The organism is Undibacterium sp. Ji50W, from assembly GCF_049340445.1.
Classification (GTDB): domain Bacteria; phylum Pseudomonadota; class Gammaproteobacteria; order Burkholderiales; family Burkholderiaceae_D; genus Undibacterium.
Genome location: NZ_JBMPOX010000005.1, coordinates 84,975 through 100,745 on the forward strand (window position 1 = coordinate 84,975; position 15,771 = coordinate 100,745).

Here is a 15,771-nt window from a genome sequence, read left to right on the forward strand (position 1 = left end):
CATGGGTGGAAATGCACTGCAGGCTGAATCAGTTCGATTGTCAGCATCAAGATATCGTGAAGTGGAACTGCATGTGGTGACCACATTGCAGCGGTGTTTTCCGCAACGCCGTATTGAGGCTGTCATCGCGTATGCCGACAAGGCAGATTTTGGTGATCTGGATATCCTGGTCGAAGCTGGCCAGGATTATGATGCTGCCCAGCTGGCGCAGGCATTGCAGGCGACCGAAGTGGTCTTTAACGGCGATGTCACCAGCATGGGCCTGGCGATAGCAGAAGGGGTGTTCCAGGTCGATCTGATACGGACAGCGTCGGCATCATTTGATTTTGCCTCGCGCTATTTTGGCCTGAACGACTTTGGCAACCTGGTGGGTCGCATTGCCCACAAGTTTGGTGCCAAATTTGGTCATCTTGGCTTGCTTTACCCGATACGCGATCCGGATAACAGCAGCCACCTGATTGCCGAAGTGTGTATTACGACGGATTTTGGCGAAGCCCTGAGCTTGCTGGGCTACGATGCCGCGCTTTACGAAACCATGCGTACCAATGGGCAGTTCAGAACCCTGAATGATATCTTTCTTTATGTCGTGGCATCGCCCTATGTCAACCGGGAAATTTACCTGCTCGATAACAGGAACCATAAAGCCCGCATACGGGATGCCAAAAGAGCGACCTACAACGCCTTTCTGACCTGGCTGGATACCCAGGACGAAGTGGAATTGCCAGCTTACCCCTGGGCCGAGGCTGGCACGGTAGAACGTAACAATCAGAAAAATGAGTTTCTCGATACAACGTTTGCGCAGTTCCCCGATTTCAGGCTAGCCTATCATGCTGCACTGGCAGACTATGCGCGCAAAAAGCAGGTGAAGCGCCAATTCAACGGTGGCCTGGCTGCTGAGATTACTGGCTTATTTGGTAAGGAACTGGGGGAACTGATGGCTCGCGTACGCAATTCATTTGCTGATGAAACCAGTTTTGAAAACTTTTTTATAGAAGCCAGCCCTGAAACCATCAAGGCGAAGTTTTTGCAGGAAGCGGCTACGCAACCCTGATGTTACGTCTGGAAAAATGAAACGCACACTGATCCGCGATTGGCCATTGTTCATCATCCTGATGGTCATTTCTCATTTTTCAGTGGCGCAGACACCGGCCCGTTACCATGCCATTCATTCGGGTATCCCCTGGTTTGATAACCGGGGGCTAGTCGTCAGCGCCCACGGTGCCAATATCGTCAAGGATAAAGATACCTATTACCTGTTTGGCGAAGCCCATACGGATGCAGGCAATGCGTTTGCAGGTTTCAATTGTTATTCATCGAAAGATTTATACAACTGGAGATTCGAGAGCATTGCCCTGCCAGTTCAAGCCGCCGGCGATTTAGGCCTGGATACGGTGGGGGAACGTCCCAAAGTCATGAAATCACCCAGCACGGGTGAGTACGTCATGTTTATGCATGTGGATGCGCTTGATTACAAGAATCAGTTTGTCGGCTACGCCACGTCAAAAAACATTACCGGCCCGTATACCTATCGCGGGCCCTTGCTGAATCAGGGCAAGCCTATCAAGAAATGGGATATGGGCAGCTTCCAGGATAAGGATGGCGCGGGATACGTGCTGCTGCACGGTGGTGATATTTACAAACTGACGGACGACTATACCAGTGTCAGTGAGCAGGTCAATCAAGCCATGACGCCGGGTTTTGAATCCCCTGCCCTGTTCAGAAAAGACGATATGTATTATTTTCTTGGTTCGGACCTGACTGGCTGGGAACGCAATGACAATTATTATTTTACCGCCACGTCCTTAAAGGGACCGTGGACGCGCAGAGGCTTCATTGCACCAGAAGGTACATTGACCTGGAACTCGCAAGTCACTTTTGTGTTGCCGATTGAAGGATCACAAGGCACTACGTATATGTTCATGGGTGATCGCTGGTCATTTCCAAGACAGGCATCTGCTGCTACTTATGTCTGGCAGGCGCTGACTGTCGATGGTGCATCCATCTCGATTCCCCACTACCAGCAGGCATGGCAAATCGATAGTAAGACCGGCACTACCACACCTGTAGTGGGTGGAAAACACTTCATCAGCAATACCGATAAAAGCATTGTGTACACCGGCACATGGCAACATGAAACGACACCCTTTGCACAAAGCATTTCAGATGTGAAGGATGCTGCTTTTTCTGTGAAATTTAGCGGTAGGCAAATCGGTGTGTATAGCCTGGCGACGCCCGACGGTGGTTATGCCCGCGTGAGCCTACGCAACAGCAAAGGTGAAACTGTATTGTCATCCATCGTTGACATGTACAGTAAATACCCGGTGTCTACGCTGAAGTTCATGAGCCCGCTTATTCCCAAGGACAGCTATACATTGACCGTCTCTGTTTTACGCGAACACTGGAGTTGGACCAGCAAGAAAAAAATCGTATCCGGCAGTAGCGGATACGCCGTTTCGCTTGAAAAGATGGTCGTCAGTGATTAAAACTAAGAACCTGTTTACGATCTGTAGCGAGCGAGCGTCAGCGGGGTCGGGGTAACAAAAACGCAGCGCAAAAAGCGGAATGTACTCTAAGTACATGAGCATTTTGAGCAGCGCATGAGCCCCGCGTGGACTCACATTGCGCTCGCGCTTAAGATCGTAAACAGGTTCTAAGGCGTTACCACGCCATCCATCCTCACCACTTCAAAATTGCTGCCTTTGACGCTGCCCAGTTCTGACACCAGTTTGTCATTGTTCCAGCGGGCATCCGGTGCACCGCTGATGTACCAGTTGGAACCATTGTCCGCCACCAGCATGCCGTAGGTTTTCATGGCTTGCAAAATAGCCTTGCTCTCATTCGAGAAATTGGCCGGTATCTGGTAACTGGCTTTCAGGCGCACGCGCATGCCCATGGGCGGCAGGGTATTGCTGGTATTCGATGATGCCCAGTGGGTAGCCGGTGCTACATAGGCGCGACGGCTGCGGCTGACGGTAAAGCGCAAGGCATGGCGTATCGCACCGTTAGTGGCTTCTTCATACCGTACCAGACCCGGGAAGATGGGCAGGCCGGCAGCGTCAGCGCTGGTCCAGCCGGGCTTGCCACCGGGCCTTACCGTGTTGGATGTCAGGTCAAAGATGGCACCGCCACTGACTTTCCAGCTGCCACCTGTTTGTGGATAGGCGTTGCCGACTTCATACAGGCGATTGGCGTCGCGGTCTATGACGAGCACATGGCGGTCACCGCCAAAGGTGATGCCGCTGGCCTGTTGTCCTTCTATAGGTGCATTGGCCGGTATCGGGTAAGGGCCAGGGTCGCTTTCATCACCATAGTCGGTAAATTGCACGGCAACCTTGGGCTGGCTACCGGCCACCACCACATACGGTATGCCTATGGGCGCACCATCATACAAACCGGCACCAAAATCAGGATGCAGGCCGGTGCCCAGACCTATGCTGCTGATCAGCGCATCCGATAAGGGGTCGACAGCTGCGCCAGAAATATCCGTATTCCAGGCATTATTTGCCGGGAAAGGTACTGTCCCGTTCAGGTTAGCCCCTGCTCCCAGATCAGCCTTGCGCAAGTCGCCATAAATAGCATTGCCAGCGGTGTTGCCGCCCGTGCTGCCAGTGCCAGCAGGATTAACTGTAACCGTGACCGAGGCGGATGTATTACATGCGGTACTGCAGCCAGCATTGCTGGCAAGCAGGATATAGGTCGTGGTGGCGGCTGGGCTGACAGTAAGGCTGCTACCCGTCACGGCAGCACCATTGACAGTGACACTGGTGGCCCCGCTGATATTCCAGCTCAACTGTGTGCTTTGACCCGAACTGATGCTGGCTGGAGTGGCGACAAAGCTGTTAATCACTGGTGCGGTGGCAGTGCTGTTGCCGGTAGAACCGGTGGTGCCCGTTGTACCAGTTGTGCCTGTATTACTGCCGGTACTGCCTGTGCCACTGGTAACACCGGCACCTCCACCGCCGCAGGCAGCCAGCGCAAGCATGAGGGTGATGACAGATAGTCGTTGAACAGGACGTCGCATGATGGTTTTACTTCCGGCGTTAGGCAGGTGGGCAGGTGGGCAGGTGGGCTTCCAGCCTAGTGCCGATCTGGCATGCAGACAATGTGAATTGCATTTTCTTACAAATTATCTGTAAGAACGTGTTTACGATCTGTAGCGAGCGTGCGTCAGCGGGAGTGAAGAGCAGCGCAAAAAGCGGAATGTACTTAAGTACATGAGCATTTTGAGCAGCGCATGAGCCCCGATCACGCTCGCGCAGTAAGATCGTAAACAGGTTCTAAGGTAAGGTATGATTTTCAACAAGACAATTAGTCATGCGACCACACATGGCTGCAATAAAACAATAGAGGATATTTGACATGCATGACAATCACCTGGCATTTGAAGAACAAGAACATCCAATAGACCCTGTAATACGCACAGAAATCAATGCCACTCTGCTTCGCATAGAGCAGACGCATGATGTCAGGGTCTTGTTTGCCTGTGAATCAGGCAGTCGTGGCTGGGGCTTTGCCTCGCCTGACAGCGATTATGACGTGCGCTTTATCTATGTGAACCGGCCTGACTGGTATCTGACGGTGGTCCCGGGCCGGGATGTCATCGAATTGCCCGTCAATGAAATTTATGATGTCAGCGGCTGGGATGTACGCAAGGCACTGGGCCTGCTGCGCATGGGCAATGCAACGCTGATCGAGTGGTTGTCTTCACCGGTGGTGTACGCGGCTGATCCCGTTTTTCTGCAGGCAATCCAATCAGCGACCAAAGCAGTACACAGGCCGGAACGCTCTTACTACCATTACCTGCACATGGCGGCAAAAAACTACCGTGAGCATTTGAGTGGCGATATCGTCAAGCTGAAAAAATACCTGTATGTACTGCGCCCCCTGCTGGCCAGTTTATGGATAGAAAAAAATCTGGGTACAGTACCGATGCGTTTTCAGGATCTGGTCGATGCACTGATCAGTGATGATATTTTGAAGGCAGCCATCGCAGAATTACTGGTCATCAAACGACGCGCCAAAGAATCAGAGCTGGCACCGGCCATGCCTGTCATCAACCACTTTATTGAAACTGAATTGGGCAGGCTGGAAAACGTCAAACAACATGCCACGGAAGATATGGATTTTTCTGTCCTGGACCGCCTGCTGCGCGATACCGTGATGGGATCGTGATGGGAACATGACTTAAGAGAAAATTACCTTTTAACAGCATTTTTGAGCCTGCCAACAAGAATTGACAATTTCACCCATAATGATTTTCTTGTCATTTGAAATTGCAGGCTCATGTATCCCTTATCCATACTCGATCTGTCACCGATAGCAGAAGGCAGCGACGCTGCACAATCCTTCCGTAATTCCCTCAGCCTGGCCCAACATGGCGAAAACTGGGGTTATAAACGTTACTGGCTGGCAGAACATCATGGCATGCCCGGCATTGCCAGTGCCGCCACGTCTGTGCTGATAGGCTATATCGCTGCCGGTACCAACAGCATACGCGTGGGTGCCGGTGGCGTCATGCTGCCCAATCATTCACCACTGGTGATTGCCGAGCAGTTTGGTACGCTGGAATCCCTCTTCCCTGGCCGCATCGATTTAGGATTGGGGCGTGCACCCGGCTCGGATCAGCGTACGGCGCGGGCCTTGCGCCGCAATCTGTCCAGCGATGCGGATGAATTTCCGCAAGACGTGGAAGAACTGATCGCGTATTTTGAAGGTGATGCGCGCTATGTGCGGGCGGTGCCTGGTGCCGGCTTGTCTATCCCTGTCTGGATATTGGGTTCCAGTCTGTTTGGTGCCCAGCTTGCTGCGGCCATGGGCTTGCCCTACGCCTTTGCCTCGCATTTTGCGCCTCAGCAGATGATGCAGGCAATTGATATCTATCGCGCCACCTTTCGCCCTTCTGCGCAATTGGCCAAACCCTATGTGATGCTGGGTTTCAATGTGTTTGCTGCTGATGCGGATGATGAAGCACATTACCTGGCCAGTTCTGCCCAGCAAGCCTTCATCAATTTGCGCAGTGGTCGCCCGGCCAAACTGCCGCTGCCGGTGCGTGATTTCCTGCAACAGGTGGGCTCGCAAGAGCATGCGCTGCTGGATCAGATTTTGTCTTGCTCGGCCATAGGTGCTGCAGATAGCGTGGCTGAAAAAATGCAGGCCTTCATCAACAACACAGGCGCAGACGAATTGATGCTGACATCACAAATCCACAACCACGCTGCACGCCTGCATTCGTATGAAATTGCAGCACAAATTGCCAGCCAGTTACAGGCTGCCGCACCAAACTCATAAACAGTACTTAAAAACATAAAAGAGGACATTCACAAAATTGTCCCAACAAGGCTTATCGCTTTTAGGAAACCTCCCTTGCAAGGGAGGTTCGTTTCGTTGGCAGACAATATATTGTTTGAAACCCCAACTACACCGCGACGACGAAGACAGTACTTTAGTACAAACTTAAAATGAAAAGCGGGAGCAGCAACGCTTTGGGGCGATTTTGTGGATGTCCTCACAAAAAAAAGCCTGTGCACACTTCGTTGCACAGGCTTTGAAATTGCTGACCAGATAACAACGGTCTATCAGCAAGAGGGAAGTGTTACTACTTCAATTCATTCCATTGTTTTTGTTTATTGTTCTAGCTCATGCATTTTCTGGCTTGATCGTCAGCGGGCTTGCTGCTTTAGGATTTCGACCAGTGAGCATGCCAATAAGTTTCATCAAAGTGCGATATATCAAGCGTATGAACAACAAAGTAAATATCGCTTCCAGCATGGTCATGCAAAAGCCCAGCAGCGGGTTGCGTTCTGCCATGCGCCTGCGCATTTTTGCCATCATGCGGTCGCGTGCAATTTCTATACTGTCATAGAAGGTAGGCACAACCAGCAGTGTCAGGATGGTGGAAGTGATGGTGCCGCCGATAATCGCGATTGCCAGCGGACGATAAAACTCGCCCCCTTCACCCAAGCCCAGCGCAACAGGCATCATGCCGGCAATCAATGCAAAGGTTGTCATCAGGATAGGACGCAGACGCACGCGACCTGCATGCATGAGTGCATCTTCACGGTCATAACCTTCTGATTCGCGTTTGCGGGCTGCATCCAGCAACAAAATCGCATTCTTTGCCACCAGACCCATGAGCATGATGATGCCGATAAAACTCATCAGGTTCAGGGTACTGCCGGTAATCAGCAAGGCCAGTACCACACCAATCAAAGACAAGGGCAGCGACAACATCACGCCCAGCGGGGCCGTGAAGGAACCGAACTGTATCACCAGTATCAGGTACATCAAACCGATACCTGACAACAAGGCAATCAGCATGGCACCGAACACTTCTTGCTGATCCTGGCCAGAACCACCCAGTGACAGGCCATAGCCTGGCGGGTAATCAAAGGACTGTGCCAGTTTCATGGCGTCAGCAATGACTTCACCGTTGGAGCGTCCTTGCGCATTGGCAGACACGGTAATGGTACGTTTGCCATTCGCATGCTCAATCCCGGAGGGTCCTTTGCCCATGGTGACAGTGGCGATCTGATCAAGCGGTACCATCTGGCTGGTGCCAGATACAGCGATAGGCAGGCGTTCTATGTTTTCTTTGCTGACACGGTCATCCGGATGCAGGCGCACTGCCACATCACGGGTTTCACCGGTAGGGTCAACCCAGTCACCGACTTCGATACCGGCAAAGGCGACACGCAAGGCCTGCGCGGCATCGTTCGAGGAAATGCCCATGGAATTGGCAAGGCCGCGATTCAGTTCTATCTTCAATTCCTTTTTAGGATCTTGTTCAGACAGGCCAACATCGACTGCACCTGGAACCTGGCGCAATTTGTCCATGTAAGCACTGGTGATTTCCAGCAACTTGCGTGAATCCGGGCCGGTAAATTCTATCTGCACCGGTTTTTGTGCGCCGTTGTTCAAATCGTCCAGCACTACATATTCGGCACCCACCAGGGCTCTTACTTTTTCGCGCAATTCAACTGCGATTTCCTTGGCGCTGCGTTTGCGCTGGGTACGCTTGCCTATATCCACATAAATGCGACCACCGGCTGCCGTGATATTGCTATTGGTGTCCTTGGTTTCTGGAATACCACGCGCAATTTCTGCGGCTCTTTCCATTTTCAGGCGTGCATATTCTACGGATGACGAAGCCGGTGTCCGCACGGTGATCATCAGGTTGCCGGAATCTGCGGTTGGCAAAAAGCTGGTGCCGCCCCACTTCATCTGTACACCCAGCGCAGCCACCAGGCTGGTCAAGGCAATCGCACTCATCCAGCGCCTGTGATGCAGGGCCCAGGCAATCACTTTGCTGTAACGGTCAGACTGATGATCAAACCAGTCATTGAAACGTGCCAATACCTTGCTGATACCTGTTTTTGGTGCAGTATGATGGTCTGGTGGATCACCCCAGTATGCCGACAACATAGGGTCAAGCGTGAAGGAAATACCCAGGCTGACCAGCACCGAACAGGCCACCGTCAGCGCAAACGGGCGGAACCATTCACCCGGCATGCCAGGCATGAAAGCCACAGGGATAAACACCGCAATGATGGAAAACGTGGTTGCTGCCACGGCCATGCCAATTTCAGCTGTACCTTCCAGCGCCGCAGTGCGACGGTCAGAACCGTTTTGCATATGGCGCACAATATTTTCCCGCACCACAATCGCATCATCGATCAATACGCCTATCGCCAGCGACAGGCCCAGCAAGGTCATGAAGTTCAGGGTAAAACCACACAGCCATACCGCAATGAAGGCGGCGATGACCGAAGTCGGCAAGCTCAGCGCAGTGATCAGGGTCGAGCGCCATGAATTCAGGAAGGCATACACCACGAAGATGGTCAGGCCTGCACCCAGTATCAGTGATTCGATCACGTTGTTCAGGCTGCGCTGGGCGTCTTCACCACCGTCACGGGTGATTTCAAGCTTGGTACCTGGCAGGTTCTTTTCCAGGTCCTTGTTGATTTCCTTGACCTTGTCGCGCACCGCCTGCGCCACGCTAACGGTACTGGCATCACGGGCACGGGTCACATAAATACCCACATTTGGCTTGCCGCTGCGTATGCTGAGGCCGTTCACGTCGGCAAAGCTGTCATTGATAGTGGCCACCTGCGCCAGACGGACGATCTGCTCGCCGTTTCGTTTGACAACGATGTTCTGGAATTCTTCTGGCGATTCAATACGGCCTACCAAGCGTATGCTTTCTTCATCCAGGTTGCCGCGTATCTTGCCGACCGGGGCATTGGTGTTCTGATTGCGCAGGGCGCTCACGACATCACCAACCGAAACATTAAATTCACGCAATTTTTCTGCACGCAGCAATACTGACAGTTCACGCTTCAAAGAACCGGTGACTTCCACCGTGGCCACGCCATTGATACTACGCAGCTTGTCGGCCAGGCTATCTTCGGCCAGGCGTGAAATCTCGGCATGCGTTTGCTTGCTGGATGACAGTGCCATGTTCAGGATAGGCTGTGCACCCGGATCCCAGCGCTGTATGACAGGTTCGCGCATTTCTGTCGGTAATTTATAGCGCAAGGTGGAAATCACATTCCGGACTTCATCCGAAGCCTCGATCATGTTTTTCTTGAAGGTGAAGCGGATATCGAAACGGCCACTGTTTTCTGCTGCCGTTGCCCAGACTTCCTGCGCACCGGATACTGCCTGCAAGGATTTTTCAACACGGTTGATGATTTCGCGTTCCACCGTATCCGGTGATGCACCGGGATAAGGCATGACGACAGACAGGCCCGGCACTTCAACATCCGGATTCTGGTTCACCCTCAGTTTGCTGAGGGCCAGCAAACCCAAAGCCATCAGGGCGATGATCAGTACGATCGTCGCGGTCGGCTTTTTGATACTGAAATCGGATAAGAACATGATTATTTCCCTTGCGCTGGAGTGGCGTCAGCCACGGCCACTTTGGCCGCTGCCATTTCTATGTTCTGACCATCCTTGAAGCTGGAGCTGGGGCTGCGCATGATCACGTCACCCGCCGCCAGCCCGCTGCGAATTTCATAATTGCCGGTACGCTGGTCACGTTTGCCGATCTGCAAATCCACCCGGCTCAGGGTCTTGCCCGCCACTTTCCAGGCATAGGCCTTGTCACCGGCCTTGACGACTGCCGCTTCCGGCAACATCAGGGCGCTGACGGTGGCGGCTTCAATATTGCCTTCGGCATACAGGCCGGATACCCGTGGCTGGTTGCTGTCGGCAAACGCCACCAGCACTTCCACCTGGCGTGTCACATCATTGGCTGCCGGGTCTACCCGGGTCACCTTGCCACGGAATTCCTGCCCGGCATAGCCATTGATACGAAAGCCTACCGGCTGACCGACTTTGACCAGGGCAATCTTGTCGGTGGATACGTGACCGGCAAAACGCATACTGGTCGGGTCGATGACCTTGACCAGTTCCTTGCCTATCGAGGCAGTATCACCAGCCGACACCTTGCGCTCGCTGACGACGCCGTCAAACGGGGCACGTACGACGGTACGCTGCAATTGCTGGCGTGCCACCACCGCACGGGCGCGGGAAGCCGACAGTTCGCTCTGGGCACTGTTGCGACGCACTTCGGCATCATCCAGCGCCTGCAAGGATGTCATGCCGGATGCGCGCAAGGTTTTCAGCCTTTGCAGGGCACGGTCGGACTGGTCCAGGGCCATGGCGGCACTACGGGCATTGTCTTCGGCTGAATTGAGGTTGTCGCGGATCGAGGTTTCATCCAGCTTCACCAGGATATCGCCACGTTTGACGACATCACCGTTTTCTTTCAACACTTGCAGCACCACGGCACCGACCTCGGCACGCAGGTCTGCCTTGCGTTCAGGCTGTATCGAGCCGGTAACGACAGGCCCAGATGCCAGGGCATTGCTTTGCACGGTCATGATGTCTTCTGGCGCAATCACCAGCTTGACCGGTGGTTTTTTGTCCGCGGCCCCACTCTTGTCTGCTGTGGCACTGGCGCTGGAACTTGCACTGGCCGTGGCTTTGTCTTTGCTGCAGGCTGCCAGGGCGGATGCAATGGCAAGAACGAGGAGTGTTTTACGTAACATGATGAATCCCTGTCGCTATTTGTTATTGGGAAAATTGGATGAGAGAGTATTCACCGAGGGCTTGTCCAGTTCAATACCCCAGGTTTTGAATTGCTCTTTTTTATGGATGAAATGCAGTTTTCGCGGGTTGAAATGCATTTGGCCATACTGGATTTGTGTCGGGTCAGACCCAAATACGCCTGATAAGTTCCAATCCGGGTATGCCAGGTCGCTGCTATTTTCGTCAGGTCCAGATGATAAACGGTGAAAATAAGGATGGGTCCAGTTATTCTTCCAGTTGACCCAGGCGCATGCAATGAAATGCCACGCTCTTGTCAGGATGCAGTTCCATCCAGCGCATGTAGTTCAAATGCATCAATAGCATACACGTGATAGCCAGTAACAAAAACGATCAAGCGTGCGCTTATATCTAAACAGGTTCTAGGACGACAGACAGCGTATCACGGCATCATCAATCGCCTTGCCTGTTGGCAGGCATTCGCGCAAGGTCTTTCTGGTTTTTGTCTTGCTAGCTGTCAGGTTTTGCGCATCGGGAATGAGCCAGGTCTGGTAGAGCGGGGTAAAGACCCCGTCATGCGCATTGCGAAAGCGAAATGGCAGGGAAATGATGGTGCCGTTCTGGTTCACCTGCACATGAAAATGCAGGTGCGGCGTAGTCGAAAAGCCGCTATTGCCAGACAGGCCCAGCAGATTCCCGACCTCCACCCGCTGGCCAGGCTGCACCTGCGTGGAGTTTTGCATCAGGTGGACATAGTCAGCCCAGCTGCCATCGTCATGCAGGACGCGCACATAGTTGGCCTTGTCAAAGAATTCGGCTTCCGCTTTGCCATTGTCAGCAAACTGACGCACCACTTCCACCACGATGCCGGCCCGTGCCGCGATGACTGTGGTACCGACAGGCATATTGATATCCACCGCATAGCGTGTCGCCACCGTGGTATGCGTGAACAAGGGCCCATCGGCCGATTGCAGAATCTGAAAAGCCTGGCCGGCAAGAAAGGGGATGCGGTAGCTGACACCCGCATCATGCCGCGCCCAGGCGTCACCCTGAACGAACTGGCTACTGTAATAAAACGTGTAACCAAACTGCTTGTTGGCAGCGGATACTTCTACCAGTTCCATGCTTTGTCCACCCGCCAGTTGCACTTGTATGGGCCAGTTGCGACTCGACGCCAGGTTACTGGAACTGCTGAGTTGCAGCGTCACCATCACCGGCATGCGGCTGTTATTGGTGGCAATCACGGTATCTGAACCGGCTTTTTTGACTGTTTCTATCTTCACCAGTTCATTACCGGCATAGGCGAATGAAAACTGGCACCAGGACAGAAGACAAAAAGAGATGACGATAAAAAAATTCCGTCCCACTGATATAGACATTTAGCGCAAACCTTAGCGAGCGGCACGCCAGATAGTGCGACCGCCTACCGCCATGCTTTCAAGTTCACCGGCATGGCGCATGCTCTCAAGTATCGGTAATACCACCGACATGGGCAATACTTCACCCGGCCAGTTTATCCAGAAATTGGCAATACCTTCGGCGGTATCGGCACTGTTTGGGCGCTGCCGCACATAGTCGCGTATGGCATTCGTGACAAATTCCAGGTCTTGTGCCTGCATCATCCTTCTCCTCTCTTTAGGTTTTGCTGGGTATTTTGCTGAGTGTCTGCTGCATGACGCGGATCAGGCCAGCGCTGGCATCTTCCAGGTAATCCAGCACCAGATCAAAGCCATCCGGGCCGCCATAGTAGGGGTCGGGCACAATATCGCTGTCACTTTGGCTGGCATACTCCATCATCAGCTTCAACTTGTGCTGATGCACCGCCGGGCAGGCCGCTTTCATTCTCGCCAGATTGTCTTTGTCCATGGCCAGCAACAAATCAAATTTTTCAAAATCATCGGTACTGAGCTTGCGCGCTCTTTGCCGGGACAAATCGAAACCCCGGCGGGCAGCAAATTCCTGCGAACGTGGGTCCGGTGGCTCGCCGATGTGATAAGCATGGGTACCGGCAGAATCGATATGCACATCCAGCCGCGCGGCTGCAGCATGGGCGCGGAATACTCCTTCGGCACTGGGCGAACGGCAAATATTGCCCATGCAGACAAACAAAACCGCCCTGGTGGTGGAGTTTTTCATCGCTAAATCAGAAAATATCAGGAAATTCTTGAGAAAAATCTAAATCTTGCTTGCGTCATGACATGCTAACACGTGGTTTTAGCAGCAGCAAAGCCAGATTCTGGCGTGGGGGAAACACATGCTATTATTTCAGCCCCAACCAGAACTCATTTCATATAGCCACGTATGACAAAAACCATTTCAACCGATACAACAACCATCAGTTTTCGCCCCGCTGTTGATGCTGACGCCGAAGTGATCGCTGACCTGGTCAATAGCGCCTACCGTGGCGACAGCAGCCGCCAGGGCTGGACTACGGAAGCCGATTTATTACAGGGTTCACGCATACTTGCGCCTGAAGTACGCAAGTTGATCGCCACGCCCGGTTCAGTCATCCTGCTATGCGTGCAAGATGAAGACATCATAGGCTGTGTCAATCTGGAGAAAACGGAAGGCGCTGCTTACCTGGGCATGTTTGTAGTGCGCCCAGTGCTGCAAGGAAACGGCATCGGCAAGCATTTCATGCAGATGGCTGAACAGCATGCACAAGAATTATGGGGCATAGACAAAATCTGGATGACTGTCATCAGCGTCAGGAAAGAACTGATTGCTTACTACCAACGCCGTGGCTATGTACGCACAGGTCGCCTCAAGCCCTTCCCTTCAGACAATGGCAAGGAACAGATGCTGGTAGAAAACCTGCAGTTTGAAGAAATGGAAAAAATCCTGTCCTGACTCCAGGGGCTTGCACATTCCTGATCAGGAATCAGGATTTGTCGTGATAAAAATAGATTGCTCCGCACAAGGCCACACCTATCAAGTAAAGCGCCCAGGTTTCATTGCCTACCAGATAGGGATAAAACATCAGGCATATGGCCAGCCATTTAATGCGGGTGCTGGCTTTTCTCCTGCCATAGGCATAGGCCGCCATGCCCAGTATGCCAAAAATGAGGGCACCGTAAAGAAACGCAGGGCTGGGCAACAAGCTTAACAATAAGGTGGTGAGTTCCTGTTCATCCAGCATGAGTGACCTTTAAAATGGCGTGCATGTTGCAGTATAAGAGGCTATTCCAGTTTCATCCATGAAAACAGTAAATATACCGGCCCTGCTGGAACAGGCGCTCGCCCACCATCAACAGGGCCAGTCTGAGCAGGCAGAAGCATTGTATCTGCAAGTGCTGCAACTGCAACCGGCCCAGTTTGACGCCCTGCAACTGCTGGGGGTGCTGGCGCGCCAGCGCGGTGATGCAGAGACAGCCGTCAAGCGCCTGCAACAGGCTATTGCCGTCAACCCGCAGCAAGCGATCGCCCATTGTAATCTGGGAGCAGCCCTGCAAGACCTGGGGCGCTCGCAAGAGGCGGTGGCCAGTTATGACCGGGCCTTGCTGTTGAAACCGGATTACGCCATGGCCTGCAATAACCGTGGCAATGCCCTGCGTAGCCTGGGCCAGACGGAGCAGGCACTGGCCAGCTATGACCAGGCTTTGCAGATCACACCCGCCTATCCAGAAGCATTGTTGAACCGTGGCCTGCTGTTGCAGGAACTGGCTGAACACGAATCTGCATTGCCCGACTTTGATGATGCCCTGGCCTTGCGAAACCATTATTCCGAAGCCCTGTTCGCCCGCGCTGTCAGCCTGCAATACCTGCATGCCCATGAAGAAGCCTTGCAAGACTACGACCACCTGCTGCAACAAAACCCCAGGCATAGTGAAGCCTGGTGCAACCGTGGCATGCTGCTGCAAAACCTGCAGCAATACGAAGCTGCTTTGCATAGTATCGACCAGGCACTGGCAGGCAAGGCCGATTTCGCCAAAGCACATCAGCAGCGCGGCCATTGCCTGCGCCTGCTACAACGCAATGATGAAGCCATTACCGCCTATCAGAACGCACTGGCGCAGGGTGCCAATGCAGAGCAGATTCGCTACGCCCTGGCCGCATTGGGGACAGGTGATACACCGGCAGCCGCACCACCAGGCTATGTGGCAGAATTGTTTGACCAGTATGCCGATCATTTTGACCGCCATTTGCTGGATGTACTCGGCTACACCGTACCTGATTTGCTAGCCGCCGCCATACAGCGGCACCGTGGCCCTGCAAGCTACAGCAGCCTGGATCTGGGTTGCGGTACGGGTTTGTGTGCACCTTCATTGCGCCACTTTTCAAACAGGCTGGTGGGTGTCGACCTGTCAGAAAAAATGCTGGCAAAGGCAAGAAATACCGGGCTGTACGATAGCTTGCATTGCGCCGACATTACCAGCTTCCTGCTGACTGCCACCGCAGCAGACTATGACCTGATCGTCGCTGCCGACGTATTTGTGTATATCGGCGACTTGCAACAGGTATTTGCCGAAGTCAGTCGCGTGCTGCGTCATGGCGGCCTGTTTGCGTTTTCAGCCGAGGCCGCCGATACAGTAGGTAAAACAGCAGGTGAAACAGCCAATTTTTGCCTGCGGCCTTCACATCGCTATGCGCATGCTGCACATTACCTGCAGCTACTGGCACAGCAACATGGTTTCATCATCATGGAAACACAGCAGGAATTTGCACGCCGCGATCATGGCGAAGATATCGCCATTCACATCATGCTCATGCAAAAAATCTGAC

At 53.1% G+C, this 15,771-nt stretch carries 13 protein-coding genes; 6 read left to right on the forward strand and 7 right to left on the reverse strand.

Annotated elements, in window-relative coordinates; genetic code table 11:
- The first annotated feature begins 1 nt into the window (after position 1).
- Positions 2-1,051, forward strand: a complete 1,050-nt coding sequence (locus tag ACO0K9_RS10450) for a hypothetical protein (RefSeq protein WP_422984507.1) — start codon at positions 2-4, stop codon at positions 1,049-1,051.
- A gap of 16 nt (positions 1,052-1,067) precedes the next feature.
- The gene (locus tag ACO0K9_RS10455; RefSeq protein WP_422984509.1) at positions 1,068-2,483 is read left to right on the forward strand and encodes a family 43 glycosylhydrolase; all 1,416 of its coding nucleotides are present in this window, start codon (positions 1,068-1,070) and stop codon (positions 2,481-2,483) included.
- A gap of 167 nt (positions 2,484-2,650) precedes the next feature.
- On the opposite strand, the gene ACO0K9_RS10460 is transcribed toward ACO0K9_RS10455, so the two are convergent.
- Positions 2,651-4,021, reverse strand: a complete 1,371-nt coding sequence (locus tag ACO0K9_RS10460) for a hypothetical protein (RefSeq protein ID WP_422984511.1) — start codon at positions 4,019-4,021, stop codon at positions 2,651-2,653.
- Between the two features lie 338 nt (positions 4,022-4,359).
- Between ACO0K9_RS10460 and ACO0K9_RS10465 the strand changes: the two genes are divergently transcribed.
- Entirely contained in the window at positions 4,360-5,172 is an 813-nt protein-coding gene (locus tag ACO0K9_RS10465) for a nucleotidyltransferase domain-containing protein (protein ID WP_422984513.1), read from the forward strand.
- A 111-nt stretch (positions 5,173-5,283) separates the two neighbouring features.
- Positions 5,284-6,288: an LLM class flavin-dependent oxidoreductase gene (locus ACO0K9_RS10470; RefSeq protein WP_422984515.1), complete on the forward strand. Its 1,005-nt coding sequence runs from the start codon at positions 5,284-5,286 to the stop codon at positions 6,286-6,288.
- A gap of 348 nt (positions 6,289-6,636) precedes the next feature.
- Here the strand turns inward: ACO0K9_RS10470 and ACO0K9_RS10475 are convergent, their stop codons facing one another.
- From ACO0K9_RS10475 to ACO0K9_RS10495, 5 genes are all read right to left on the reverse strand, one after another.
- Positions 6,637-9,876: an efflux RND transporter permease subunit gene (locus tag ACO0K9_RS10475; RefSeq protein WP_422984518.1), complete on the reverse strand. Its 3,240-nt coding sequence runs from the start codon at positions 9,874-9,876 to the stop codon at positions 6,637-6,639.
- 2 nt (positions 9,877-9,878) lie between these two features.
- The gene (locus ACO0K9_RS10480; RefSeq protein ID WP_422984520.1) at positions 9,879-11,051 is read right to left on the reverse strand and encodes an efflux RND transporter periplasmic adaptor subunit; all 1,173 of its coding nucleotides are present in this window, start codon (positions 11,049-11,051) and stop codon (positions 9,879-9,881) included.
- 420 nt (positions 11,052-11,471) lie between these two features.
- Complete coding sequence (locus ACO0K9_RS10485; protein ID WP_422984522.1) at positions 11,472-12,428, reverse strand: M23 family metallopeptidase; 957 nt, start codon at positions 12,426-12,428, stop codon at positions 11,472-11,474.
- Between the two features lie 12 nt (positions 12,429-12,440).
- On the reverse strand, positions 12,441-12,668 hold the full coding sequence (locus ACO0K9_RS10490) for a hypothetical protein (RefSeq protein ID WP_422984524.1): 228 nt from the start codon (positions 12,666-12,668) through the stop codon (positions 12,441-12,443).
- 16 nt (positions 12,669-12,684) lie between these two features.
- The gene (locus tag ACO0K9_RS10495; protein WP_422984526.1) at positions 12,685-13,185 is read right to left on the reverse strand and encodes a low molecular weight protein-tyrosine-phosphatase; all 501 of its coding nucleotides are present in this window, start codon (positions 13,183-13,185) and stop codon (positions 12,685-12,687) included.
- Positions 13,186-13,350: 165 nt separating this feature from the next.
- Between ACO0K9_RS10495 and ACO0K9_RS10500 the strand changes: the two genes are divergently transcribed.
- Complete coding sequence (locus tag ACO0K9_RS10500; protein ID WP_422984528.1) at positions 13,351-13,899, forward strand: GNAT family N-acetyltransferase; 549 nt, start codon at positions 13,351-13,353, stop codon at positions 13,897-13,899.
- A gap of 31 nt (positions 13,900-13,930) precedes the next feature.
- Here the strand turns inward: ACO0K9_RS10500 and ACO0K9_RS10505 are convergent, their stop codons facing one another.
- Complete coding sequence (locus ACO0K9_RS10505) at positions 13,931-14,188, reverse strand: hypothetical protein (RefSeq protein WP_422984530.1); 258 nt, start codon at positions 14,186-14,188, stop codon at positions 13,931-13,933.
- A gap of 58 nt (positions 14,189-14,246) precedes the next feature.
- Here ACO0K9_RS10505 and ACO0K9_RS10510 point away from each other — a divergent pair, with 58 nt between their 5' ends.
- Positions 14,247-15,770, forward strand: a complete 1,524-nt coding sequence (locus ACO0K9_RS10510; RefSeq protein ID WP_422984532.1) for a tetratricopeptide repeat protein — start codon at positions 14,247-14,249, stop codon at positions 15,768-15,770.
- Position 15,771 lies beyond the last annotated feature (1 nt).

Coding starts and splice junctions, on each gene's coding strand:
- ACO0K9_RS10500 (WP_422984528.1), top strand. CDS start 13,351: ATGACAAAAACCATTTCAACCGATACAACAACCATCAGTTTTCGCCCC.
- ACO0K9_RS10475 (WP_422984518.1), bottom strand. CDS start 9,876: ATGTTCTTATCCGATTTCAGTATCAAAAAGCCGACCGCGACGATCGTA.
- ACO0K9_RS10455 (WP_422984509.1), top strand. CDS start 1,068: ATGAAACGCACACTGATCCGCGATTGGCCATTGTTCATCATCCTGATG.
- ACO0K9_RS10505 (WP_422984530.1), bottom strand. CDS start 14,188: ATGCTGGATGAACAGGAACTCACCACCTTATTGTTAAGCTTGTTGCCC.
- ACO0K9_RS10495 (WP_422984526.1), bottom strand. CDS start 13,185: ATGAAAAACTCCACCACCAGGGCGGTTTTGTTTGTCTGCATGGGCAAT.
- ACO0K9_RS10465 (WP_422984513.1), top strand. CDS start 4,360: ATGCATGACAATCACCTGGCATTTGAAGAACAAGAACATCCAATAGAC.
- ACO0K9_RS10450 (WP_422984507.1), top strand. CDS start 2: ATGGGTGGAAATGCACTGCAGGCTGAATCAGTTCGATTGTCAGCATCA.
- ACO0K9_RS10510 (WP_422984532.1), top strand. CDS start 14,247: ATGAAAACAGTAAATATACCGGCCCTGCTGGAACAGGCGCTCGCCCAC.
- ACO0K9_RS10480 (WP_422984520.1), bottom strand. CDS start 11,051: ATGTTACGTAAAACACTCCTCGTTCTTGCCATTGCATCCGCCCTGGCA.
- ACO0K9_RS10470 (WP_422984515.1), top strand. CDS start 5,284: ATGTATCCCTTATCCATACTCGATCTGTCACCGATAGCAGAAGGCAGC.
- ACO0K9_RS10490 (WP_422984524.1), bottom strand. CDS start 12,668: ATGCAGGCACAAGACCTGGAATTTGTCACGAATGCCATACGCGACTAT.
- ACO0K9_RS10460 (WP_422984511.1), bottom strand. CDS start 4,021: ATGCGACGTCCTGTTCAACGACTATCTGTCATCACCCTCATGCTTGCG.
- ACO0K9_RS10485 (WP_422984522.1), bottom strand. CDS start 12,428: ATGTCTATATCAGTGGGACGGAATTTTTTTATCGTCATCTCTTTTTGT.